This window comes from Catellatospora sp. KI3 (genome assembly GCF_029948125.1).
In the GTDB taxonomy this organism is placed as follows: domain Bacteria; phylum Actinomycetota; class Actinomycetes; order Mycobacteriales; family Micromonosporaceae; genus Catellatospora.
Map to the genome: position 1 here is coordinate 119,863 of NZ_JASAMB010000014.1, position 25,262 is coordinate 145,124.

Genomic DNA, 25,262 nt, shown 5'->3' on the forward strand with positions numbered 1-25,262 from the left:
CGGACATCGATGCGTGATTGTGCGAGAACCGCCGATCGATCGAAGGTTATCGGTCATGACGCGCGACGGGAAGACCTCTCCCGCCGCGCGTCATGACCGCCTGGATCCGGCGCCGGTCAGAGCGTGGTCGTACAGGCGTAGGGTGTCCAGGCCGAGTAGCCCGCCGCGTTGTAGGACCGGACCGCGAAGCACATGTAGGTGCGCGAGGCCAGGCCGGTGCGGGTGAACACGGTGCTGTTGGCGCCCAGCGTGAACGTGTTGACGCCGTCGTACACCTGGAAGCCGGTCTTGTTGGCCGACCGGTCCTGCCAGGTCACCCGGATCTGCGAGCTGTTCAGCGCGGCGGCGGCCTGCCCGGTCGGCGCCGCCGGGGGCGTCGGCGTCGTCGTGCAGGCGTACGGGGTGTACGCCGAGTAGCCCGCCGCGTTGTACGCCCGCACCGCGAAGCACATGTAGGTGCCCGCCGCCAGGCCGCCCCAGGTGTAGCTGGTGGAGTTCGGGCCGAGCGTGATCGTGCTGACGCCGTTGTAGAGCTGGAAGCCGGTCTCGTTGGCCGACCGGTCCGTCCAGCTGACGGTGATCTGGTTGGCGTTGATCGCCACGGCGGCGCCGATGGCGGGCACCGCCGGGACGGTGGGCGTGGTGTTGCACGCGTACGCCGTCCAGGCCGAGTAGCCGGCCAGGCTGTAGGACCGCACCCGGAAGCACATGTACGTGCCGTTGGCCAGCCCGCCCCAGGTGTAGAACGTGCTGTTGGCGCCGACCACCTGCGAGGTGACCCCGTTGGAGATCTCGAAGCCGATCTCGTTGGCGGACTTGTCCGCCCAGCCGACCTGGATCGCGGTGCCGCTGACCACCACCGCCGTGGGGTTGGTCGGGGCGGTCGGGATCGTCGGCGTGGTCGCGCACGCGTACGCCGTCCAGGCCGAGTAGCCCGCGAGGTTGTAGGACCGCACCCGGAAGCACATGTACGTGCCGTTGGCCAGGCCAGTCCACGTGTACGAGGTGCTGTTGGCGCCCACGACCTGCGACGTGGTGCCGTTGGAGATCTCGAAGCCCCACTCGTTGGCGGACTTGTCCGCCCAGGTCACCTGGATGCTGGTGCCGCTCGGCGCGGCGGCCGCCGGGGTGGCCGGGGCGATCGGGACGGTCGGCGTGGTGGCGCAGGCGTTGCCGGTCCAGGGCGAGTAGCCGCCCAGGTTGTAGGCCCGCACCCGGAAGCACCTCGTGGCGCCGTTGGCGATGCCGCCCCAGGTGTAGGAGGTGGTGTTGGTGCCGACGACCTGCGAGGTGGTGTCGTCGGCGATCTCGAAGCCGGTCTCGTTGCCGGAGTTGTCGGTCCAGCTGATCTGGACGCTGGTCCCGGTCACGACCGTGGCGGCCACGTTGCTCGGCGCGGCGGGCAGCGCGGGGGTGGTGGCGCAGCTGGCGGGCGAGGTCCACGCCGAGGCTCCGGTCGGGTTGACCGCCCGGACCGTGAAGCACGTCGTGCTGCCGGGAGCGAGCCCGCCCCAGGTGTAGCTGGTGGCGTTGGGTCCGACCGAGGCCGTACCGGAGCCGTTGGATATCTCGAAGCCGGACTCGTTGTTGCTCTGGTCCAGCCAGCTGACGGTGACCGCGTTCGCGGTCAGCGGCGAGGCCGTGGCCGCCGCCGGGCGCGCCGGGCGGCCCAGATAGGTGAACTCCCACTGCGGGCTCGGGTACCGGACGCCGTTGCGGATGGTGGTGACCCGCCAGCGGTAGGTGTCGGCGGTCAGCACCGGGTTGAACACGGCCAGCGCCACCCGGGTGCCGGTCGTGGTGGCGGTCAGCGTGTAGGTGCTGTCACCGGGCCGGGCCAGCGCCACCTCGTAGCTGGTCGCGGCCAGGGCGGTGCCGCCCGGGTCGGTCCAGGCCAGCTGCTCGTCGGTGGGGTCGTAGTAGCCGGACTGGACCCCGCCGCAGCCGGTGCCGAGGTAGCCGCTCAGCGACACGCGCGGGTCGCCGCCCTCGGTGTAGAGGCCGAACCGGCGGCTCGGGTCGCCGGGCAGGTCGCGCAGGGTGAACCAGGTGGCCGCGGCGACGACGCTGTCGGCGTAGCCGTCGAGCAGGTTCACCGCGTTGACGAGGTTCTCGCACTGGGTGGTCTGGTCGGGTGTCTCGTCGGCGTCGACGGTGCCGTTGTCGTCGGGCAGGCGGAAGCCGTACTCGGTGACGTACTGGGGCAGGCCGATGGCCTTGAGGGCGTCGATGTAGGCCTTGAGCGGCGCGTGCCGGGTGTCGTTGTCGGCCTTGGGGAAGACGTACGGGTGCACGCCGATGCCGTTGACGGCGGCCGACAGGGAGCTGAACCCGAACTCGGGCAGCGCGTCCCCGACGGCGTCGAGGTAGGTGACCGGGTGGTCGGGCGAGCCGTCCGGCCCCGGAGTCACGCCACCCGTGATGATCTTGTCGCCGCTGGCTGCCGGGCAGGCGCGGATGGCGTTGACGGCGGCGGCCAGCTTCTCCGCGTACGCCCGCGCCTCCAGGTGGGTGTCGGTGAAGTTGGGCTCGTTCCAGACCTCCCAGACGTCCACCTGGCTGTAGGCCGCGTTGCAGGCGACCGCGCCGACCGCGGCGGCGTAGTCGGCGGCGGACCCGCCGACCGAGCCGCCCTTGGCCACCTCGTGCGACAGCAGGCCGATGACCTTGATGTTGTGCCCGGACAGCGCGTCCAGGATCTCCTGGTACTTCGCGGCGATGTCGCCGCAGGCGCCGCCCCCGGCGCCGCGCAGGTCCAGGCGCACCCAGCTGGTGCGGGCGAGCAGGTCGGCGTTGTTGAGCATCCGGTCGGTGTCCGGGTAGCGCTGGCAGGTGTCCCAGTCGACCGACCAGCCCCATTGGATGCCCTGGCTGCCCAGCGCGGCCGAGGCGGGCTGCGGGGCGACGAACGCGCCCAGCAGCACGGTGAGCAGGGTGACCGCCACGGTCGCCAGGGCGCGCGGGAGCCGCGCGCGTGGTCGGCGCGAAGGTGACGCAGGCATGCGAGAAGTCCTCTCGGAAAGGGTCGCGACATGAGCGAAGCGGTGCCCGCCGCAGGACGGGCACCGCTTCGCATCGATGAGCATCGTCAGGTTCGGGCGCGCGCGGGTTCAACCCCCGAATCTGCACCTGACGCCGGTCAGCAGCGCGGCACCGACGGGATGAAGCCGGTGTAGCCGGTGTACGTGTTCACGTCAGGCACGAACCTGCCCAGGTCGATGCGGTTCCAGACGTTGCTGGTGCCCCACTTGCCGGTGACGCTCTGTCCGACCGCCTGGCACCAGACGGTCACGTAGGCGCCGTCGGGCAGGGACCCGACCACGCTGAACGTGGTGCCCGCGCCGGAGTAGACGTTCTGCGGGCCACTCGTGGAGGTGTCGATCCAGCCCGCGCCGGTGCGGTTGGTGCCACCGCAGGCGTTGCTGCTCACGTAGTTCTTGGCGCCGTAGTAGAGGGCGGTGACGCCGTCGAAGGCGACCTGGTTCGGGGTGCCGTTGGCGCGCTGCTCGTAGTGCAGGTGCGGGCCGCTGGAGTTGCCGGTCGAGCCGACCGTGCCGATGACGGTGCCGTACCCCACGACCGAGCCCACACTCACCCACCAGCTGTTGAGGTGCGCGTAGTAGGTGCTGTGGCCGCCCCCGTGATTGATCTTTATGTACTTGCCGTACCCGGTGGCGCCCTGGTCGGCGACGGTCTCCACGGTGCCCGGCGCGCTCGCGATCACCCAGTCGTCCACGTCGTCGGTACGGTTGAAGTCGATGGCGTTGACCGGGCTGTGGTCGGACCGGGTGCTCCCGCCCCAGGTCTCCCCGCAGGGGAAGGGCAGCTTGTACACCGGCGCCGCCGAGGCGGGCGAGGCCGCGACGAGCACGGCCGCCGCCGCGACGGCGGTCACGACGGCGGTGCGTAGGGTCCTGGCGAGCATGGGCGCTCCTTCGAGACTCGGGTCATCGGACGGCGGGCGGCCACCACACCACGGCATTCATTCGACACATGTCGATGCCGTAGCACGATCCTCCGAGACCCGTCCGAAGCCGGGCAACCCCCTAATCTGCACCTGTCGCCGTCATACCGGCGCACCGTCGTACGCCGCGGCGCGCGGATGGCCGATCTCCCGCCAGTAACCCAGCGACGCCACCCGCAGCGACCGCCCGCGCTCCTCGCGCGACAGCGACAGCACCCGCGCGATCCGCAGCAGCGGCTCCCAGCGCCGAGGACGCCGCACCGTGCCGTCACGCCAGTTGTCGATGGCGGTCCGCAGTACCCCGGTCAGCTTGCTCAGCGTCTGCGTGCCCACCCCGGACCGGCGCATGAGCGCACCCAGGTGCTCCGCCAGCTCCGTCACCCCCCCACGGCCGCCACTGTCTTATGTGGACCGATCGACGCGGCGAGTCGCGCATCGGCCGCCACGACCGGCACCGGAGCTTTTCGCATGGTCACGGGCATGGCGGGGAAACAACGATCTTCAACGGCTAGCATCGTCGGCATGGCGACGCGGCTTGTGCAGATCAACATGAAGGCGCTGGACGACGCCGCGCTGGGCGGCTTCTGGGCGCAGGCCCTCGGCTGGGTGGTCTCCAGCGAGGAACCCGGCGTGACCAACCTCGAACCCGCGGGTTTCGCCTACCCCGACCCCGCCGCCGTCTGCATCGACCTCGTCTCCTCGCCGGAGCCCAAGACGGTGAAGAACCGCGTGCACGTCGACCTGGCCGCGAACTCGGCGGCCCACCAGGCGGAATTGGTCGCACGCCTGCTGGACCTCGGCGCGACACCCGCCGACGTGGGCCAGGGCGACGTCCCGTGGACGGTCCTGGCCGACCCGGAGGGCAACGAGTTCTGCGTACTGGACTCGCTCTACGAGGAGACGGGGCCGATCGCCTCCGTGGTCGTCGACTGCGCGGACCCGCAGGCCATGGCCTGCTTCTGGGGCCAGGCCACGGACTGGGCCGTGCACTGGGCGACCGAGCACAGCGCGGTGCTGCGCTCGGCCCAGGGCGTCGGGCCGTACCTGCGGTTCCTGCGCACGCCGGACGTGAAGACCGGGTGGAACCGCGTGCACCTCGACGTCCGCCCGTACCCGGGTGACGACCGCGAGGCCGAGGCGGCCAGGCTGCGGGCGCTCGGCGCGACCGCCGTCGACGTCGACGTCCCGTGGACGGTCCTGGCCGACCCGGAGGGCAACGAGTTCTGCCTCCTGGCCCCGGCCTGACTGCCCCCTCGCCATCCGTCCACGGCGGTCCCCAGCCCGCTGCCACCCGACCCAGGAGCCGACCGGTCATGTCCCGCCCGCTGCGCGTCGCCATCGGCGGCGTCCACATCGAGTCCAGCACGTTCTCGCCGCATCTGAGCACCGCCGCCGACTTCGAGGTCACCCGGGGCGACGCGCTGCTGGCCCGGTACGACTGGCTCGCGCCCGCCCGCCCCTGGGCCGCCGACGTCGAGTGGATCCCGCTCGTGCACGCCCGCGCCCTGCCCGGCGGGGCGGTGGAGCCGGCGGCTTACGAGGCCTGGGCCGCCGAGCTCACGGCCCGGCTGGCCGCGGCCGGTCCGGTGGACGGGATGCTGCTGGACTGCCACGGGGCGATGAGCGTCGTCGGGCGCGACGACGCGGAGGGCGACCTGGTCACCGCCGTCCGGTCGGTGCTCGGGCCGCAGCCGTACGTGTCCGCGGCGATGGACCTGCACGGCAACGTCTCCCGGGTGCTGTTCGACGCGTGCGACCTGCTGACCTGCTACCGGACCGCCCCGCACGTCGACGTGTGGGAGACCCGCGAGCGCGCCGCGCGCAACCTGGTCGAGGCGCTGCGCCGGGGACGGCGCCCGCGCAAGGCCCTGGTCCACGTGCCGATCCTGCTGCCGGGCGAGATGACCAGCACCCGGCAGGAGCCGGCGCGGAGCCTGTACGCGGGCATCCCGGCGGTCGAGGCGCGCGACGGCGTCATCGACGCGGCGATCTGGATCGGCTACGCCTGGGCCGACCAGGCACGGTGCCAGGGCGCGGTCGTGGTCACCGGCACCGACGCCGCGGCGGCGGCGGACGCGGCCCGCGAGCTCGGGGAGCGCTTCTGGGCGGCCCGCGACGAGTTCGCTTTCGTCGCCCCGACCGGTTCGATGGACGAGTGCCTCGACGCGGCGCTGGCCGCGGTCGCCGACCCGGCCCGGCGGCCGTTCTTCATCAGCGACTCGGGCGACAACCCGGGGGCGGGCGGTGCGGACGACGTCACGTTCGCCCTGGACCGGCTGCTGGCGCGGCCGGAGATCCGCGACGGTTCGCGCCGGGCCGTGTTCGCGTCGCTGGTCGATCCGCAGGCCGTGGCGCAGGTCGCCGACCAGGCCCCCGGCTCGCCGGTGCGGGTGACGGTCGGCGGCCGGATCGACGGGCGCGACCCGGGTCCGCTCCTGCTGGACGGGGTACTGGAGTCGGCCGCCGACGATCCGGACGGCGGGCGGTGCGTCAGTGTGCGGGTGGGCGGGCTCAGCGTCTTCGTCACGTCGCGGCGGATGCAGTACCGGCTGCTGGAGTCGTACACCAGGCTCGGGGTGGCGGTCGAGGCGGTGGACGTCGTGGTGGTGAAGATCGGCTATCTGGAGCCCGAACTGTTCGACGCGGCGGGCGACTGGCTGCTCGCGCTGACTCCGGGCGGCGTCGACCAGGACCTGCCGCGGCTGCCGTACCGGAAGGTGACCCGGCCGATGTTTCCCCTGGACCGTGGCTTCACCGCGGAGCTGGCCGTCGTCACCGGATGAGCGCGCGGTCCGCGCCCGGTCAGGCCAGCCGCAGCGTCCGCGGACCGGCTGGCAGCGGCGGGGGAAGCAGCAGCGGGCCGTCGCCGGGCACCAGCGTGCCCAGGACGCGGCCGCCGCGGGCGCCGGTCGCCGACGGCACCGTGCCGGGCAGGCCGTGCGCGGTGTACCAGCCGAGCAGGGCGAACGCGATCGCCTCCTTGGCGTCGCTCGGTGCGCCGAACGCGTCGCTGGTGGAGAGTTCGACGCCGGGCAGGCGCGCGGCGAGCATCGCGGTCAGTGTCGGGTTGGCGCAGCCGCCGCCGGAGGCGACCAGCGTGTCCACGCCGTAGCGGCGGACCTGGTCGGCGACGGTGGCGGCGGTGAGCGCCGTGACGGTCGCCAGCAGGTCGGCGTCGCCGACCGGGCCGAACACCGCCAGCGCCGCCGCCAGGTACCCGGCGTGGAACAGTTCCTTGCCGGTGCTCTTCGGGGCGCCGCGACGGTAGTAGGGCTCGGCGAGCAGATGGTCGAGCAGGCCCTGGTGGACGGTGCCCGCCGCCGCGAGGCGGCCGTCGGCGTCGTAGCCCTGCCGCCCGCCGGTGACCCGCAGCGCGGCGGCGTCGATGAGCGCGTTGGCGGGGCCGGTGTCGAAGGCGAGCGGTCCGCTGCCACCGGGCGGGCGGAGCACGGTCAGGTTCGCGATGCCGCCGAGGTTGAGCGCGGCCGGTCGGCCGGGCAGGCCGGCCAGCAGCAGCGTGTCCATCAGCGACACCAGCGGCGCGCCCTGGCCGCCCGCGGTGATGTCGCGGACGCGCAGGTCGGCGACGACGGGGGTGCCGAGCCGTTCGGCGATCCAGGCCGGTTGGCCCAGTTGCAGCGTGCCCAGCACCCGGCCGTCGTCGACCCAGTGGTAGACGGTCTGCCCGTGCGAGCAGACCAGGTCCACCGGCCCGGCCCGGTCGGCGGCCTGGGCGGCGGCTTCGGCGAACGCCTGGCCGATGCCGGTGTCCAGGGCGCAGACCTCGGCGAAGGTCAGCGACGCCGGGGGCAGGGTGGCCGCGAGCCGTTCACGCAGCCGCGGCGGGTAGGGCGTGCTGTCGCCGTACACGAGTCGGCCGCGCAGTTCGGTGCCGTGCGTGCTGAAGTCGACCACGGCCACGTCGATGCCGTCGTGGGAGGTGCCCGACATCATGCCCATGACCCTCACACACGGCCCCCGGACGTCACGCGGCCGTCGGCGCACCGGCGTCGGCCAGCGCGGCGCGTACGCTGGCGAGCACGGTGTCCTGGTCGGAGCGCACGAAGAAGTGCCCGCCGGGCAGCACGTGCTGGGTGAACGGGCCGGACGTGTGCTCCTGCCAGGGCCGCACCCGGGCCAGGGGCACCTCCGCGTCCTGCTCGCCCGCGTACGCGACGATCGGGCAGGCCAGCGGCGCCTCGGCGCGGTGGCGGTAGGTCTCGCAGAGCTGGAAGTCGGCGCGGATGATCGGCAGCAGCAGCTCCAGCAGCTCCGGCTCGGCGAGCAGCTCGTCGGGCAGCCCGCCGTAGGCGGCCAGTCGCTCGATCAGCTCCGGGTCGGGCTTGTCGTGCAGCGGCTGCTCGCGCCGCAGGTGCGGGGCGGGGCCGCCCGAGGCGAACAGCACCCGCGGTTCGCCGTAGCCGCGGCGGCGCAGGGTGCGGGCGAGTTCGAACGCGAGCAGCGAGCCCATGCTGTGCCCGAACAGGGCGTACGGCACGTCGAGCTCGCCTGCCAGCGCGGTGGCCAGCGCGTTGACCAGCGTGTCGACGTCGGTCACGGCCGGTTCGTGCCAGCGGGTGTGCCGACCGGGCAGTTCGATCGGGCAGACCTCCACCTCCGGCCCGAACAGGGCGGGCCAGCCCGCGTACGCGGAGGAGCTGCCGCCCGCGTGCGGCAGGCAGAACAGCCGTACCGAGGGGGTGGTGCGCCGGGGCGCGCCCACGATCCAGCCGTGGGCGCGCGCCGTACGCGTCGGGGTGTTCGGGTTCACGTGCGGTGTTCTCCTGTCAGAGGGCGAGCCGGGCCTGAGCCTGCTCGTCCGTCATGTTCTCCAACTCGGCGAGCAGCTGCTCCTCGACTGCCAGCGCGGTGTCCTCCAGCGTCGGGCTGTCGAACAGCACCCGGATGGGCACGTCGATGTCGAGCGCCTTGCGCAGGTGGACCACGGCGCGCATGGCCATCAGCGAGTCGCCGCCGAGCAGGAAGAAGTTGTCGCGCACGCCGACGCGGGGCAGGCCCAGCAGCCCCGCCCAGATCTCGGCGATCGCCTCCTCGACGGGGGTGCGGGGCGCCTCGTACGCGGGGGCGTCGAGGTCCGCGGCGTCGTCGGGCACGACCAGGGCCCGGCGGTCGACCTTGCCGTTGGCGGTCAGCGGCAGCGCGTCGAGTTCCAGGTAGACACCGGGCACCATGTAGCCCGGCAGCTTGGCGGTGAGGAACTCCCGGGTGTCCTCGGGGATGGACTGCCCCGCCTGCGGCACCACGAACGCGACCAGGCGCTTGGCCCCCCGCGGCTCGCCCTGCGCCACCACCACCGCGGCCCGGATGCCGGGGTGCTGGGTGAACGCGGCCTCGATCTCGCCGAGTTCGATGCGGTAGCCCTGCACCTTGACCTGGAAGTCCTCCCGGCCCAGGAACTCGATGTCGCCGCTGGGCAGGAACCGGCCGAGGTCGCCGGTGCGGTAGAGCCGCTGCCCGGTCTCCGGATGGGTGATGAACGCGGCCGAGGTCTTGGCCCCGTCGTGGAGGTAGCCCAGGGCCAGGCCGACGCCCCCGATGTAGAGCTGGCCGGGCACCCAGGTCGGCCGGGGGCGCAGCGCGTCGTCCAGGACGTGGAAGGTCTGGTTGCGCATGGGCCGACCGTAGGGGATGCTCGCCCACTCCGGCGGGACGTCTCCGATCGGGTACAGGATGGACCAGATCGACGCCTCGGTGGCGCCGCCCAGGCTGACGATCTCGGGGGCGCCCAGCACCTGCCGGATCCGGTCGGGCAGGCTGACCGGGATCCAGTCGCCGCTCATCATCACCAGCCGGATCGACTTGGCGGTGGCCTCGGCGACGGTCATGTGCTCGACGAACAGCTCCATCAGCGCCGGCACCGAGTTCCAGACCGTCACCTGGGCGTCGGTGACCAGGTCGAGCCACGCGGCCGGGTCGCGGTGGGCGCCGGCGTCGGGCATGACCACGGCGCCGCCGACCGCGAGCGGGCCGAAGACGTCGTACACGGACAGGTCGAAGCTGAGCGACGACAGGGCCAGGACGCGGTCCTGTCCGCCGACGCCGAACCGGTCGTTGACGTCGCGGACGGTGTTCAGCGCGCCCCGGTGGTCGATCATCACGCCCTTGGGCAGGCCGGTGGAGCCGGAGGTGAAGATGACGTACGCGAGGTCGCCGGGCGTGGTGGCGACCGGGGCCGCGTCCTCGGACGGGGGCAGCTCGTCGACGGCCAGCACCGTGCCGACACCGGCGAACCGGCCGCCGGCGGCCAGGCGGGACTGGGTGAGCACCCCCCGGGCCCGGCTGTGCTCGAGCAGGAAGGCGACGCGCTCGTCGGGCAGCTCCGGGTCGATCGGCAGGTACGCGGCGCCCGCGGCCAGGATGCCGAGCACGGCGGCGACCTGCTCCCAGCCCTTCTCCATGACTACCGCGACCAGGTCGTTCGGGCGCAGGCCGAGCGGTGCCAGCCCGGCGGCGACACCCCGGGCGCGGGCGGCGAGCTCGCCGTAGCCGAGGGTGCGGTCCGGGGTGATGACGGCGGGCAGGTCGGGGGTACGGGCGGCGGCGGCGAAGAACGGCTCGTGCAGCAGGCCCGCGGGCACCAGGCCGTCGGTGCGGTTGTACGCCTCCTGCGCGGCCAGCTGCGCCGCGGGCACCAGCGACGGCACCGCACCGCCCCAGCCGGAGTCGTCGTCGGCCAGCCGCCGGACGACCGCCAGCGTCGCCTGGTGCATCGCGGCGACCAGGTCGTCGGGGAACAGCCCGTCGACGGCGTCGATGTCCAGGGTGAGCGCCCCGTCGACCTCGTACACCTGGGCGTCGATCCAGATCTGCGGGGTCTGCGAGATGCTGTAGACGACGTCGCCGATCAGGGTGTGCTCGCCGTGGCTGGCGAACAGGCTGGTGAAGACGACCGGCATGGTGGCGGCGGCGTCGCCGCGCAGCCGCTTGAGATCGCGGGTGACCCGGACGCCGCTGAACAGGCGGTGGTCGAGGTCGGTGACGAGCTGGTCCCGGATCGCGTGGGCGCGGGCCTCGAACGTGGCCGCGCTGTCGGCGTCGATCTCCAGCAGCGTCACCGAGGTGAAGTCGCCGATGATCTCCTCGACCTGCGGGTGCAGCGGCAGCCGGTTGGCCATCGGCAGGTTGAGGGTGAACCGGCGGTTCTTCGACCAGGTGGCCAGCACCTCGCTGTACGCGGTGAGCAGCAGCACCGTCGGGGTGATGCCGCGCCGCGACGCCTGCGCCTTGACCCGCTCCCACCGCTGCCGGTCCAGCTGCCCCTCCCAGCGCCGGAACCGGGGCGCCTCGATCGTCGCCGGGTCGCGGGCCAGCGGCAGGTCGGGCGCGGTGGCCAGCTCCGGGAGCCGCTCGTGCCAGTATGCGGCGGCCCGCTTGAACCGGTCCGTGGACTCCATCGCGGTGGCCGCGACCACGTAGTCGCGGAACGACAGCTCCAGCTCGGGCAGGTCGATCTCGGGGTGGTGGTACAGCTCGGTGAGTTCGCGCAGCACGATGCTGGACGCCCACGCGTCGGTGATCAGGCCGTCGATGCTGTAGTGCAGGCGGGTGCGGTCGTCGAGCACGGTGGCCCGCAGTTCGAACAGCGGCCACCGGTCGGGCACGAACACCTGGTGCGACATGGCGGCGCGGGTCTGGTCGAGCACGGCGGCGGCCACGTCGGCACCCTGACCGCGTACGTCCTCGGTGGCGATGACGTAGTCGGGCACCTCGGCGAGGATCTGCTGCTCGCCGTGCGGGAGCACGATCGCGCGCAGCATGCCGTGGCGGGCGATCAGGCGGCGCAGCGCGTGCTGCAGCCGGGGCAGGTCCAGGTCGGGGACGTCGAACTCCTCGTACCCGTGCATGCCGACGTTGCCGAGGTCGAAGACGCCGGTCCGGCCGATCCAGTAGGCCTGCTGGACGTCGGTCAGCGGGAACGGCACGGCCGACCGCGCCGGGTCGGGCGCCACGGCGGGCATCGCCTCGACCGCCGCGCCCCCGGCCTCCTCGCGCGCCTGGCGTACGGCTCGGGCCAGGCCGCGGATGGTCGGTTCGGCGACGAACGTGCGCAGCGCGATCTCGACGCCGAGGCTCTGCCGCACCTGGGTCACGAACTGGGCCGCGAGCAGGGAGTGGCCGCCCAGCTCGAAGAAGCCCGCGGTGGGGTCGATGTCCGGCTCGCCGAGCAGGTCGGTGAAGATCGCGGCCACCTCGCGCTCGGCGGCGTCGGCGTACGCGACCGCCGACGTGTCCGCCGTCCGGTCGGTGCCGGGCTCGCCGTCGTGGTCGCGCGGGGCGACGACGACGTGGCCGCCGGACACCGCGCCCACCACCCGGGCGACGTCACGTCCGAGCAGGGCGCGGTCGCCGCGGGGCCACGCGATCGTGGTCCAGGTCGCGTCCCCGGCCCGGCCGGTCAGCGCGGTATGGGCTTCGACCAGCCCGGCCAGCCCCGAGGCGGCCGCGTCGGTGTCGGCGTCGCCGACCAGGTGCACCTCGCAGGCGCGGACCCGGCTGTCGTGCACGGCGTAGGTGGCGGCGGCCAGGTTCTGCAGCACCTGCCCGGCCGGCGCGGTCGCGTCGAGCAGCAGCAGCGCGGTGGCCGCGGTCTCGTCCGCGTCGGACACGACGGCGCCGGCCTTGGCCAGCGCCCCGGCGAACACCTGCCCGAGCGTCGGGTTCCCGTGCACCGTGTAGCGGGTGCCCAGGTGCCGGGCCGGGTCGGCGGTGCCGTCGACCGGTTCCAGGCCGGCCACGAACCGGTGGCCGCCCCGCAGCGCCACGACGCTGTCGCGGGCCGCGCCGGTCAGCTCGGCCCGCACCGCGCGGATCAACGCGGTGGTCGGGCCGGTGCCGGGCACGTCGAGCAGGGTCCGGCCGGGCGCCGCGACCGCCCACGCGGCGAGGTCGCCCAGGCCTGGATCGAGGGGTTCGGCGCCGGTGACGTCGAGCGCGCCGGAGGTGACGGCGATGACGCGGGTGCCGCCGGGCAGCGTGGCGGTCAGCTCGTCGAGGGCGGTCCGGGCAGCGGTCGGGCCACCGGACTGAACCGGACAGACCACCGCGGCGATCCGGTCGCCGCCGACGGCGGCCGGATCGGCGCCGGGAGCCAGGGTCCGCACGTCGGCGCCGTCGGCGCGCAGCCGGGCGGCGAGGTCGTCCAGCAGACCGCCGTCGGGGTGGAGGAGCCAGGTGCCGGTGCCCGGCCCGGCGGTGGCCGGCGGGGTGCGGCGGAAGGCGCGTACCGACAGTCCGTCGGGGCTGGTGCGGACGGTCGCGACCGCCGGCGGGTCGATCCAGTAGCGCTCCCGCTCGAACGGGTACGTCGGCAGCACGGTGCGGTTGGGCCGCGCCGGGTGCAGCTCGTCCCAGGCCAGCGGGGTGCCGTGGCGCCACAGGGCACCGGCGGCGGCGAGCAGTTCGGCCTCGGCGTCGCCGTCACCCGGCAGCGACGCGACGGCGGTGAGCCCGGCGGGCCGGGCCAGTCCGGTCAGGGTCCGGCCCGGGCCGGCCTCCAGCAGCAGCGCGTCGGGCGGGCAGACGGCGCGCAGGCCGTCGTCGAAGCGCACGGCGCCGCTCAGCTGCCGCCCCCAGTAGGCGGGGCTGGTCGCCTCGGCGTCGGTGATCCAGGTGCCGGTCACGTTGGACGCGAACGGGATCCGGGGCGGGCTGAGCCGCACCCGGGCGACCTCGGCCTCGAACGCGGCCGCGGCCTGGCCCATGGCCGGGCTGTGGAACGCGTGCGAGGTCCGCAGGCGCCGGTGCGCGGTCCCGCGCGCGGTCAGGGCGGCCTCGAACCGCTCGACCGCCTCGACCGGCCCGGAGACGGTGCACTGGCGGGGCCCGTTGACGGCGGCCAGGGCCAGGTCGTCGGGGAGCAGCCCGGCCAGTTCCGCCTCGGGCAGCGGCACCGCCGTCATCGCGCCCCCGGGGGCCTGCTGCATGAGCTCGCCGCGGACGGCGATCAGGCGCGCGGCGTCCTCGACCGACATCACCCCGGCCAGGCACGCGGCGACGAGTTCGCCGACGCTGTGGCCGATCATCGCGGCCGGGCGCACGCCCCAGGACCGCCACAGCTCCGCCAGCGCGTACCCGACCGCGAACAGGGCGGGCTGGGCCAGGCGCGTCTGGTGGATCGCGTCGGCGTCGGCACCCTCGGCGGGGTGCAGCACGTCGCGCAGGTCGGCGCCGAGGACGGGCAGCAGCAGGTCGGCGACCCGGTCCAGGGCGGCGCGGTAGACGGGTTCCCGCTCGTACAGGCCGCGGCCCATGCCGGGCCGCTGGGCGCCCTGGCCGGGGAACGCGAACACGACCGCCCGCTCGTCGGTGCCGGCGGTGCGGGCCGGCTGCGCCTGCTCTAGCGCGGCGGCGGCCTGCTCGGCGGTCGCGGCCACCACGAAGCGGCGGTACGGCAGCCGCCGGCGGCCGCGCTGCAGCGTGTAGGCCACCTCGGCCAGCGACTCCTCCGGACGCGCCCGCAGGTGCGCGGCCAGGTTCGCGGCGGCGGCGTCGAGAGCGGTCGCGGTCGCGGCCGACAGCGGCAGCACATGGGTACGCCGCCCGGCCCCCGCTCCCGCTCGCGGTGGCGCCTGCTCCAGCACCACGTGCGCGTTCGTGCCGCCGATGCCGAAGGAGCTGACTCCCGCGCGCAGCACGTCGCCGTGCCACGGGGTGCGCACGGCGGGCACGTGGAAGGGGCTGTCGTCGAGGCCGAGCTGCGGATTCGGGGTGCTGAAGTGCAGCGTGGGCGGCAGTTCCCGGGCGCGCAGCGCCAGCACGGTCTTGATCAGCCCGACGACCCCGGCGGCGGTGTCGAGGTGGCCGACGTTGGTCTTCACCGAGCCGAGCGCGACCGGCGCGACGGAGTCGGCGAACACGCTCTTGAGCGCCGCGACCTCGATCGGGTCGCCGATCGGCGTGCCGGTGCCGTGCGCCTCCACGTACGACACCGAGGACGGCTCGACCTCGGCCACGCCGAGGGCCTCGGCGATCACGTCGGCCTGCCCGTCGATGCTCGGGGCGGTGAACCCGACCTTGCGGGCGCCGTCGTTGTTGATCGCCGAACCGCGGATCACCGCGTGGATGACGTCGCCGTCGGCCAGCGCGTCGGCCAGCCGCTTGAGCACCACCACGCCGACCCCGCTGCCGGGCACGGCCCCGCCCGCGGCGGCGTCGAAGGCGCGGACGTGGCCGTCGGGCGACAGGATCCCGCCCGGCTCGTACCGGTAGCCCGCCGTGCGGGCCAGGATGGTCGCGCCGCCGGCCAGGGCCACGTCGCACTCGCCCGCGGCCAGGGCCTGCCCGGCCATGTGCACCGCGACCAGCGAGGTCGAGCAGCCGGTCTGCACGCTGACGCTCGGCCCGTGCAGGTTCAGCTTGTACGACACCCGGGTGGGCACGAAGTCCTTGTCGTTGCCCAACGACGTCTGGAACGCCCCGACCCGGGCGACCAGGTCGGCGTTGGGCAGCAGGTTGTGCAGCAGGTAGGAGCTCTCCCCCACGCCGGCGTAGACGCCGGTCACCGTCTCGGCGGAGTCGGCGGGCAGGCCGGCGTGCTCCAGCGCCTCCCAGGCGCACTCCAGGAACAGGCGGTGCTGCGGGTCGAGCAGCTGCGCCTCGCGGGCCGAGAAGCCGAAGAACCGGGCGTCGAACCCGGCGGGGTCGTCGAGCACCCCGAGGGCGGGCACGTGGTCGGGGTGGGCGATCTCCTCGGCGGTGGCGCCCCCGGCCAGCAGCTGCTCCGGGGTGAGCACGGCGATCGACTCGACGCCCTCGCGCAGGTTGCGCCAGAACTCGTCGGGGGTGCTGGCGCCGGGCACGCGCAGGGCCATGCCCACGACCGCGACCGCGTTGACGGGCATCTGGTTGTCGTCACTCATCAGGGTTCTCCAGCGTCTCGGGCGTGGCGCGCCTGCGTGGCACTCGCCCGCCTTGGTGCAGCTTGCGTGCCTCGGCACGGCGGCGGCCCGCGGTGCCGGATGCGGGCGTCGCGCCCGCGGTCAGGTGCTGGGCCAGGGCGCGTACGGTCGGGAAGCGGAACAGGTCCACCACCGGCACCGGGCGGCCCAGCGTCTCGGACAGCCGGGCCTGGACCCGGACGATGAGCAGGGAATGCCCGCCCAGTTCGAAGAAGTTCGCCTCGGCGTCGACCCGGTCGACCCCGAGCACGTCGCACCAGATCTCGGCGACCGTCCGCTCCAGTTCGCCGGTGGGCACGGCGTGCCCGGTCCGGGCGGGTCCCGTCGGCGCGGGCAGGGCGCGGCGGTCGAGCTTGCCGCTGGCGCCGGTCGGCAGCCGGTCCAGGCTGACCAGCGTCGACGGCACCATGTAGGCGGGCAGCCGGTCGGCCAGGTGCGCCCGCACGGCCGCCTCCGCGACCGGCGGGGCGAGGTACCCGACCAGGGTCGGGCCGCCCGGAGCGTCCTCGTGCAGCAGCACGGCCGCCTCGCGTACGCCCGGGCACGAGGCCAGGGCGCTCTCGATCTCGCCCAGCTCGATGCGGAACCCGCGCAGCTTGACCTGGTGGTCGTCGCGGCCGAGGAACTCCAGCACCCCGTCGGCGGTGCGCCGGGCGCGGTCGCCGGTGGCGTACATCCGGCCGCCGGGCGGACCCCACGGGTCGGGCAGGAACGCGGTCGCGGTGCGGGCCGGGTCGCCGAGGTAGCCGTCGGCGACCCCGGGTCCGGCCAGGTAGAGGTCGCCGGGCACCCCGGCGGGGACCGGTCGCAGCGCCGTGTCCAGGACGTAGGCGCGCACGCCGGGCAGCGGCCGGCCGATCGGGACGGTCGCGGGACCGCCGGTCCCGGGGGCGGGTTCGTGGACGGTGGCGGTGATGGTGGCCTCGGTCGGGCCGTACGCGTTGAGCCAGCGCGGCCGGGTCGGCGCCACCGCCTGCCACCGGGCGAGCCGGCCGCCGTCGACCCGCTCGCTGCCGACCACGACCAGCCGCAGCGACGGGCACCGGCTCGGCGGGTGCTGGGCCAGCACGCCCACCCACTCGTGCCAGTACGACGCGGGCAGGTTCAGCACCGTCAGCCGCTCCTGGCGCACCAGCTCGGCCAGCTCGGCGATGCCGGGCACCGGCCCGCTGGGCAGCAGCACCACGCAGGCGCCCCGGATCAGCGCCGAGAACAGCTCCTCGGCGGCGACGTCGAAGGTCAGCGCCGCGAACTGCAGCACCCGGTCCTCGGGGGACAGCTCGTACCGGTCGGCGACGGCCCGCAGCGTGTGCCCCAGGTTGCCCTGGCTGACGCAGACGCCCTTCGGCCGCCCGGTGGTGCCGGACGTGTAGAGCACGTACGCCGGTGCCGCCGGGGACACCACCGGCAGCGGCGCCTCGGCGACCGGTCCTTCGAGCAGGTCCTCCACGGCGTGCCAGGGCACCGGTCCGGCCGGCGGCGCACCGGCGGCGCGGTCGCCGAGCACCAGGGCGGCGCCGCTGTCGGCGAGCAGGTGCGCGAACCGCTCCTTCGGCGCCCCCGCGTCGACGGGCACGTACGCCGCACCGGCCTTCAGGACGGCCAGCAGCGCGACCGGCCACAGCGGACCGCGGTCGAGCCGGACCGCGACGGTGTCGCCGGGCCTGACGCCCCGCTCGCGCAGGCTCCGGGCCAGGCGGTCGGCGCGGGCGGCCAGGTCGGCATAGGTCAGCGGGTGCCCGTCGTGGGTCACCGCGTCCCGGTCGGGCCAGCGCGCGGCGGCGGCGTCGAACAGCTCGACCAGCGCCGCGCGGGGCGGCGCGGCCGGGGCGTCCAGGTCGGCCACCAGCGCGGCGACCTCCTCTTCGCGCACCAGGGGCAGCTGCGAGACGCGCCGGTGCGGAGCGGCCAGCGCCGCGTCGAGCAGGGTCAGGTAGTGGCCGGCCAGCGCCTCGACGGTGCCCCGGTCGAACAGGTCGACGTCGTATTCGACGCTGCCGCGCAGTTCTCCGTCGGCCAGCGACGCCTCGTCCCACGCCACGGTCAGGTCGAACTTGGCGATGCGGCTGGTCGACTCGCGCACCGTGACAGCCAGGCCGTCCAGCGCCGACACCCGCGTCGGCACGTCCTGCATCGCGAGCATGGCCTGGAACAGCGGGGTGCGGCTGGGGTCGCGCGGCGGCTTCAGCGCCTCCACCACCTGGTCGAACGGCACGTCCTGGTGGGCGTACGCGGCGAGGGTGGTGCGGCGGACCCGGGCCAGCAGCTCGGCGAACGTCGGGTCGTCCGCCCAGCGGGTACGCAGCACCAGGGTGTTGACGAAGAACCCGACCAGGTCGGCCAGCTCCGGCCGGGTACGCCCGGCGACGGGGCTGCCGACGCTGACGTCCTGGCAGTCTGCGTACCGGCCCAGCAGCAGCTGGTAGACGGTGAGCAGGGTCATGAACCGGGTGGCGCCGTGGGCGCGGCTGACCTCGTCGAGCCGCCGCGACAGGCCCGGCGGCAGCTCGATCGGGAACGCGTCGCCGACGTGGCGGGGCACCGGCGGGCGCGGCCGGTCGGTCGGCAGCTCCAGCAGCGGCGGGGCCCCGGCCAGCTCCGCGCGCCAGTGGCCGAGCTGCTGCTCGCGGACCCCGGAGTCGAGCAGCTCGCGCTGCCAGTGGGCGTAGTCGGCGTAGCGCACCGACGGCGCGGGCAGATCGGCCGGGCCGCCGGCGCGGGCGGCGGTGTACGCCGCCGCCAGGTCGTCGATGACGACGCCCACCGACCAGCCGTCGGAGACGGCGTGGTGCATGGTGAGCAGCAGTTCGAACCGCTCGGCGGCCAGCCGCAGCAGCCGCACCCGCAGCAGCGGACCGGCGGCCAGGTCGAACGGGCGCTCGGCCTCCTGCCGGGCCAGGTCGTCGGCGGCCTGGCGGCGGTCGGGTTCGGGCAGGTGCCGCAGGTCCTCGACGGTCACCCGCACCGGGCTGTCGGGGTCGACGACCTGCACCGGTTCGCCGTCGCGGGCGACCAGGCGGGTGCGCAGGGCGGCGTGGCGGCACGCGAGCGCGCGGACCGCGGCGTCCAGGGCGGGCACGTCCAGGGCGCCCGCCAGGGTCAGCACCAGCGGCACGTTGTACAGCGGGCTGCCGGGGGCGAGCTGGTCCAGGAACCACAGCCGCTGCTGGGCGAAGGACAGCCGGTACGGTCCGTCGCCGGCGTCGCCGATCGGCGGCTGGTCGTCGTCCGGCCGCCCGGTGGCGGCACGGGCGGCCAGCGCCCCGACCGTCGGCGCCTCGAACAGGTCGCGGACGTTCAGGGTGACGCCGAGCGCGGCGGCGATCCGGGCGACGGCCCGGGTGGCCAGCAGGGAGTGGCCGCCGAGGGCGAAGAAGTCGTCGTGCGCGGAGACCCGGTCCAGGTCCAGCAGTTCGGCCCAGACCCGGGCGACCAGCTCCTCGGCCGGTCCGGCGGGGGCGACGTACGCCGTCGACACGGCGTCAGCGGCGGTCGGGGCGGGCAGGGCCTGGCGGTCGACCTTGCCGTTGGGCGTGATCGGCAGCTGCGGCACGGCCACGTAGAAGGTGGGCACCATCGCGTCGGGCAGGCGGTCGGCGACGTACGCGCGCAGGCCGGCCCGGTCGACCGGGCCCGGCTCGTCCGGCACCACGTAGGCGACCAGGCGCTTGGCGTCGCCGTCACCGCGTACGTCGACGACGGCGGCGCGCAGCCGCGGGCAGGTCGCCAGCACGGCCGCGATCTCGTCGGGCTCGATGCGCACGCCGCGGATCTTCACCTGGTCGTCGGCGCGGCCGAGGTACTCCAGCTCGCCGTCCTCGCGCCAGCGCACCACGTCGCCGGTCCGGTAGAGCCGTTCCCCGTGCCCGAACGGGCTGGGCACGAACCGCTCCGCGGTGAGGTCGGGCCGGCCGAGGTACCCGCGGGCCAGACCGGGGCCGCCCAGGTGCAGCTCCCCCGGCACGCCGATCCCGGCGGTGCGGCCGCGCCCGTCGAGCACGTACGCGGTGGTCTGGGCGATGGGCCGCCCGATCGGGGCGCGCGGCTCGCCGGGCACGGTGCCGACGTTGTCGCTGGTGGTGGCGATGGTGGTGCACTCGGTCGGGCCGTAGGCGTTGACCAGCCGCAGGTGCGGCGCGACGGCGCGCAGGGCGGCTACCCGGCGGGGGTCGGCCGCCTCGCCGCCGTAGTAGAGCACCCGCAGCGGCGCCAGCCCCTGCGGGGCCTCGTCGACGCACCGGTGCAGCACGACGGTGGTCAGCAGCATCGCCGTGATGCCGTGCGCGGCGACACGCGCGCCGAGCAGGTCCGGGGTGATCGCCTCGTCCTTGGGCACGCCGACGAGCCGGGCGCCGTTGAGCAGCGCGCCCCAGATCTCGAACGTGGCGGCGTCGAAGGACACGTTGGCGACCTGGGCCACGGCGTCGTCGGGGCCGAGCCCGGTGAATTCCGCCTGGTGCACCAGCCGGACGATGCCGCGGTGGGTGACCTCGACGCCCTTGGGCCGGCCGGTCGAGCCGGACGTGTACAGCACGCACGCGCGCTGGTCGGGGTGCACCGGCGGCCGGGTCCACGCCTGCGCGGGCGGGGTCGCGTCGCGGTCGACGCGCAGCACCGGCACGTCGCCGAGGACGAGGTCGCGGTCGGCGAGCACCAGCCGGGCCCGGCTGTCGGCGGCCATGTACGACAGCCGCGCGTCGGGGTGGCCGGGGTCCAGCGGCAGGTAGGCGCCGCCCGCCAGGAGCACCGCCAGCATCGCGGTGACCAGGGCCGCGGAGCGCTGCATGGCCAGTCCGACGACGTGCTCGGCGCCGACGCCGTGCGCGGTCAGGATCCGGGCCAGTCGTTCGGCGCGTTCGCGCAGCTGCGCGTAGGTGAGGGTCTGGTCGTCGAAGACCAGCGCGACCGCGTCGGGGGTCGCCTCGGCGCGGGCGAGGAAGAGCTCCACGACGCCGTGCGGGTGCGGGGTGCCGCCGGTGGTTCCCCAGGCGGTCAGCCGTGCGCGCTCGTCGGCGGTGGTGTGGTCCAGGTGGGACACGGGCGTGCCGGGCGCGGCGAGCGCGGCCTCGAGCAGGGCCAGGTGGTGGGTGGCCAGCCGCGCGGCGGTGGCCTGGTCGAACAGTTCGGGGTCGTAGTCGACCCGGCCGTGCCGGCGCCCGGCCTGGTCCGGCGCCTGGTCCCAGGCCAGGGCCAGGTCGGCGCGCGTACAGGCGGCCGCGGACGCGGTCTGGAACAGCGGGTGGCGGCCGAGCCGCGCGGCGTCGGTGCCGGCCGGGTGAGCGTCGGCGTCGCGGACCCGTTCGAGCAGCCGCGCGAAGGTCGGGTCGTCGGCCCACCGGGTACGCAGCACGGCCAGGTCACCGCGCAGGTCGGTGCCGACGCTGACGTCGTCGGTGCCCGCGTGCCGACCGAGGGTCAGCGCGTACGCCGCGAGCAGCACCACGGACGGGGCCACCCCGTGCTCGCGGCTGACCTCGGTGAGCCGCCGCTCGGTGCCGGGCTCCAACGTGATCGGAACCGTCCCGGTCGCCTGGCCGGGCACGGCGGGGCGCGCCCGGTCGGTGACCAGCTCCAGCGCGGGCGGCGCGCCGTCGGGGCGCCGGGCCGGGGCGGGTTCGTCGGCGGGGCGGCGGGGCGCGGGCAGGGCGGGACGCCCGGCCAGGGTCGCGGGGTGACCCGCGACGGCTGGCCGGAGCGTCCCGGTCGGCTCGTGGATGCTCACGGCGCGGGCACCCCGTCGGTGGCGGGACGGCGCGGCCCCGGTGCGGCCTGCGGCCCGTCGGCGGTCACCACCTGGGCGACCTTGCCCGCCTCCATCGTGATGACCTGGTCGGCGCCGGACAGGGTGCCGCGGCGGTGCGCGATGGTGAGCACCGTGGCTCCGGCCAGCTCCGATTCCAGGGTGCGCTGGATCTGGGCGTCGGTCTCGGCGTCCAGGCTGGAGGTGGCCTCGTCGATGAGGACGACCTTGGCACGGTCGAGCAGCGCCCGGGCCAGGCAGAACAGCTGCCGCTCGCCCGCGCTGAGCTGCGCGTTGCCGCCGCTGACCGGGTGGCTCAGGCCGGACGGCAGGGCCAGCAGCTTGTCGGCGAGGCCGACCTTCTTGAGCGACGCCTCGATCTCCCCGTCGGAGAAGACCCGCACCGGGTCGAGGTTGTCGCGCAGCGTACCGGGCAGCAGCACCGGGTCCTGGGGGATGATCGCGACGCGGCCGCGCAGCTCCTCCAGGCGCAGGGTGCCCACGTCCACCCCGTCCACGACGATGCGGCCCTGCTCGATCTCCACGAAGCGCAGCAGGGACGAGAACAGGCTGGACTTGCCGCTGCCGGTCCGCCCCACGATGCCGACCTTCGCACCCGCGGGCACGTGGAACGACACCTCGTCCAGGGCCAGCGGTCCGCCGTCGTTGTAGCGGAGGCTGACCTTCTCGAACCGGACGTCGCCGGCCGACGGCCAGCCCTGCGGGGCCGGGCTGCCGCCGGCGCGCTCCTCGGGCAGGTTGGTGTAGTCGTGCACCCGCTCGAAGCTGGTCAGCGCCAGGTCCATCGTGTAGATGGTGATCAGGCTCATGGCCAGGGTCTCGGTGAGCATGTACACGAAGCTGATGCCGACACCGGCGAACCCGGCGCTGGCGCCCTGCACCACCAGCAGCGCGGCGCTGCCGAACAGGATCGCCGCGCCCATCAGGTCCAGGCGCAGGTTGAAGTGCCGGGACAGCGAGTTGACGGTGTAGTCGGTGCGGTGGGCGGTGCGCACGCTCGCGCGGTACGCCGCCTCGTATCCGGCCAGCCGGACCGCGCGCCCCTCGATCGAGGTGACACCGTCGATGACCTCGTTGAGCAGCGAGAGCATCGGCTCCTTGGCCTGCTTGGACAGGCGGGACGCCTCGGCGGTGCTGGACCGGGTGCGCCGCTGCCAGCGCAGGTAGATCAGCGCCACGATCGGGGCGAACACCAGGGTGAGCGGGCTGGTGATGGCCAGCGCGATCCACGGGATGAGCAGGCCGACCGCGATGGCCAGCGTGTCGAGGCTGTAGCCGGGCAGCTCCAGGTCGATGGTCTCCATGTCGGCGGAGAACCGGCTGAGGACGCGTCCGGACGGGTTGCGGTCGAAGAACGACAGCGGCGCGCGCAGCACCCGGCGCAGCATCGCCGCGTGCAGGTGCATGCCCGCCTTGACCCCGCGCGAGAACCCGAAGCTGAACAGGGTGCGGTCCAGCGCCAGGCCGACCAGGGCGATGGCGGCGAAGCCGCAGGCGTAGAACAGGGTGTCCTGGCCGGGGTGGGCGGTCCACTCGCCGAGCCAGAACGAGGAGCCGCCGAGCATCGCCTGGCCCAGCAGCGCCAGGCCGATCAGCACGACGACCAGGAAGCCCGGGGTGAGCACGCGCAGGTACTGCCGGTAGGTCTGGGTGATGACCTTGCCGCTGCGTACCGCGTCCTCGTCGAACTCCTCGACGTCGGCCTCGTCGGCTTCGGCGGAGGCGGCCTGCTCGGCCGGGGGCTCCGTCGCGGCGATCGCGGGCAGCAGGTCGGGCATGCTCGCCGCGATCTGCTCGAAGGTGCCGACCGCGAGGACCCGGCCGCCGTCGAGGACGACGACCCGGTCGGCCCGGCGGGCGAAGTCGAGCCGGTGCGTGGCCACCACGCGGGTACGCCCCGCGAGCAGCTTCGCGAACAGGTTGTCCATGATCGAGGCGGCCACGGCGTCGTCGACGGCGCTGGTCGGGTCGTCGACGAGGTAGACGTCGGCGTCCTCGTAGGCCGCGCGGGCCAGCGCGATGCGCTGCCGCTGGCCGCCCGACAGGTTGGTGCCACGCTCGCCGATGACCGTGTCGTCGCGGGCCGGCATGGCGGCCAGGTCCGCCTCCAGCGCCGTGGCGCGCACGACGGCCGCGTAGCGCTGCGGGTCGTCCGGGGAGTAGCAGCGGATGTTCTCCGCGACCGTGCCCTGCATGATCCAGGCGCGCTGCGGCAGGTAGACCGAGGTGCCCCCGACCCGCGCGGCGCCCGAGGCGGTCCGCATCATCCCGGCCATCGCGCCGAGCAGCGCCGACTTGCCGCTGCCGACCCGGCCGAGCACGCACACCAGTTCCCCCGGCGCGATGTCGAGGTCGATGTCGTGCAGCGCCGGGGCCGGGTCGCCGTCCTTGGACGGCCACGCGAACGAGCCGCCGGTGATCGTGACGGTGCCGCTGGGGGCCGAGCCGGACGCGGCCTGCTCGGTCGACTCGGGCGCGTCCAGGAAGGCGGTCATCTTGCGGTACGCGACCCGCCACTCGTTGCGCATGTCCAGGTAGCGCACGAGTTCGGGCAGCTGGGAGCGCATGACGGTGAGCACCGCGATGGCGGAGAACACGTCGGAGGCGTGCAGTTCGTTGCCGAAGGCGGCGTACGTCACCAGCGTGGTCGTGATCATCAGCACCGGTGCGGCGGCGTTGACCAGGTAGAGCGTCGCCAGTCGCCGCTGGCGGCGGACCAGCAGCCGGTTGAGCGTGTCGCGCTCGCGGGTGACCGACTGCTCGGCGTACGACTCCCAGCCGTGCGACCGCAGCGTGCGCATCGCCCCGACGAACTCGCTGACCAGGCCGATGCGGGCACCGTTGGCGTCGCGGATCTGGGGCACCAGCGCGTAGACCCGCTCGTTGGCCACATGCGACAGGGCCAGCCCGGCGACGAGCACCGCGATGCCGACCAGACCGGCCCAGCCCATCAGCACCAGCAGGATGGCGCACGAGCCCACGATGCCCAGCGGCACCGCCCAGGACATGTGCACGAACGCCGACAGGCCGACCTTGCGCGCGTCGGAGGAGGCGTGCGTGATCACCTCGCCGGTGGGGTGGGCCAGGCGGGCGCCGCGGTCCATCCGCAGGTACTTGCGCAGCACCTGGCCGCGCAGCAGCGCGTTGATCGAGTGCGCGGTCTTCCACACCTCCGACCACTGGTGCTTGTGCGAGATGGACTCGACCAGGTGGAACAGGCCCAGCCCGGCCGCGATGGCCAGGCCGGTCCACAGCGCGCCCTGCCGGGTCTGCTCGAACCACTGGATGAGCTCGCGCACCACCAGCGGGCCGACGGTCGAGATGAGCTGGTACGCCAGGAAGATCAGCGCGGCCAGCCAGAAGCGGCGACGGTACGTGTCGTACAGAGCCCGGCGCAGCCCGTCCTTGCCGGTACGCCGCGCGGCGTAGGCCTGCTCGAACACGGGCGTGGCCCGGTCGAGGTCGTCGTACGGCTGCGGTTCGAGGCTGTCGGACAGTTCCAGGGGCCGCTGCGCTCCGATCTTGACGAGAACGGAGGGCCACTGGATGAACACGCGCGAGAAGAACCCGGCGTTCTCTTCGGCGCTGGCGCGGCTGCGCAGGTCTGTATCGGACACGT

At 74.4% G+C, this 25,262-nt stretch carries 10 protein-coding genes; 2 read left to right on the top strand and 8 right to left on the bottom strand.

Annotation, left to right across the window (positions count from 1 at the left end; all coding sequences use genetic code 11):
• Window positions 1-116 precede the first annotated feature (116 nt).
• The 3 genes from QEZ54_RS22330 to QEZ54_RS22340 all read right to left on the bottom strand — a co-directional run bounded on the left by QEZ54_RS22330 (window position 117) and on the right by QEZ54_RS22340 (window position 4,345).
• Window positions 117-3,002 carry a fibronectin type III domain-containing protein gene (locus QEZ54_RS22330; protein ID WP_281306638.1) on the bottom strand — a complete coding sequence of 962 codons (2,886 nt, stop codon included), beginning with the start codon at window positions 3,000-3,002 and terminating at the stop codon, window positions 117-119.
• Window positions 3,003-3,139: 137 nt separating this feature from the next.
• Window positions 3,140-3,925, bottom strand: coding sequence for a peptidoglycan DD-metalloendopeptidase family protein (locus tag QEZ54_RS22335; RefSeq protein ID WP_281306639.1), 786 nt, complete (start codon window positions 3,923-3,925; stop codon window positions 3,140-3,142).
• A 141-nt stretch (window positions 3,926-4,066) separates the two neighbouring features.
• On the bottom strand, window positions 4,067-4,345 hold the full coding sequence (locus QEZ54_RS22340) for a helix-turn-helix transcriptional regulator (protein WP_281306640.1): 279 nt from the start codon (window positions 4,343-4,345) through the stop codon (window positions 4,067-4,069).
• A 141-nt stretch (window positions 4,346-4,486) separates the two neighbouring features.
• Between QEZ54_RS22340 and QEZ54_RS22345 the strand changes: the two genes are divergently transcribed.
• Together QEZ54_RS22345 and QEZ54_RS22350 are read left to right on the top strand one after the other, a co-directional pair.
• Complete coding sequence (locus QEZ54_RS22345) at window positions 4,487-5,209, top strand: VOC family protein (protein WP_281306641.1); 723 nt, start codon at window positions 4,487-4,489, stop codon at window positions 5,207-5,209.
• Between the two features lie 68 nt (window positions 5,210-5,277).
• On the top strand, window positions 5,278-6,747 hold the full coding sequence (locus QEZ54_RS22350; protein WP_281306642.1) for a M81 family metallopeptidase: 1,470 nt from the start codon (window positions 5,278-5,280) through the stop codon (window positions 6,745-6,747).
• A gap of 19 nt (window positions 6,748-6,766) precedes the next feature.
• Here the strand turns inward: QEZ54_RS22350 and QEZ54_RS22355 are convergent, their stop codons facing one another.
• The 5 genes from QEZ54_RS22355 to QEZ54_RS22375 are packed head-to-tail and all read right to left on the bottom strand — an operon-like array spanning window position 6,767 to window position 25,260.
• Window positions 6,767-7,924: an anhydro-N-acetylmuramic acid kinase gene (locus QEZ54_RS22355; RefSeq protein WP_348650563.1), complete on the bottom strand. Its 1,158-nt coding sequence runs from the start codon at window positions 7,922-7,924 to the stop codon at window positions 6,767-6,769.
• Between the two features lie 25 nt (window positions 7,925-7,949).
• Window positions 7,950-8,735 (bottom strand): alpha/beta fold hydrolase, encoded by a 786-nt coding sequence (locus QEZ54_RS22360; protein WP_281306643.1) that lies wholly within the window; start codon window positions 8,733-8,735, stop codon window positions 7,950-7,952.
• A gap of 16 nt (window positions 8,736-8,751) precedes the next feature.
• A complete protein-coding gene (locus tag QEZ54_RS22365) occupies window positions 8,752-15,843 on the bottom strand; it encodes a non-ribosomal peptide synthetase/type I polyketide synthase (protein ID WP_281306644.1) in 7,092 nt (2,363 codons plus the stop codon).
• A complete protein-coding gene (locus QEZ54_RS22370; protein ID WP_281306645.1) occupies window positions 15,836-21,604 on the bottom strand; it encodes a non-ribosomal peptide synthetase in 5,769 nt (1,922 codons plus the stop codon). The genes QEZ54_RS22365 and QEZ54_RS22370 overlap by 8 nt, the downstream gene beginning before the upstream one ends.
• Window positions 21,601-25,260, bottom strand: a complete 3,660-nt coding sequence (locus tag QEZ54_RS22375; protein ID WP_281306646.1) for an ATP-binding cassette domain-containing protein — start codon at window positions 25,258-25,260, stop codon at window positions 21,601-21,603. Before QEZ54_RS22375 ends, QEZ54_RS22370 begins: the two co-directional genes overlap by 4 nt.
• Window positions 25,261-25,262 lie beyond the last annotated feature (2 nt).

Excerpts from the sequence above, each read along its gene's own strand:
- QEZ54_RS22335 (WP_281306639.1), bottom strand. The coding sequence starts at position 3,925 with ATGCTCGCCAGGACCCTACGCACCGCCGTCGTGACCGCCGTCGCGGCG.
- QEZ54_RS22355 (WP_348650563.1), bottom strand. The coding sequence starts at position 7,924 with ATGGGCATGATGTCGGGCACCTCCCACGACGGCATCGACGTGGCCGTG.
- QEZ54_RS22345 (WP_281306641.1), top strand. The coding sequence starts at position 4,487 with ATGGCGACGCGGCTTGTGCAGATCAACATGAAGGCGCTGGACGACGCC.
- QEZ54_RS22350 (WP_281306642.1), top strand. The coding sequence starts at position 5,278 with ATGTCCCGCCCGCTGCGCGTCGCCATCGGCGGCGTCCACATCGAGTCC.
- QEZ54_RS22330 (WP_281306638.1), bottom strand. The coding sequence starts at position 3,002 with ATGCCTGCGTCACCTTCGCGCCGACCACGCGCGCGGCTCCCGCGCGCC.
- QEZ54_RS22365 (WP_281306644.1), bottom strand. The coding sequence starts at position 15,843 with ATGAGTGACGACAACCAGATGCCCGTCAACGCGGTCGCGGTCGTGGGC.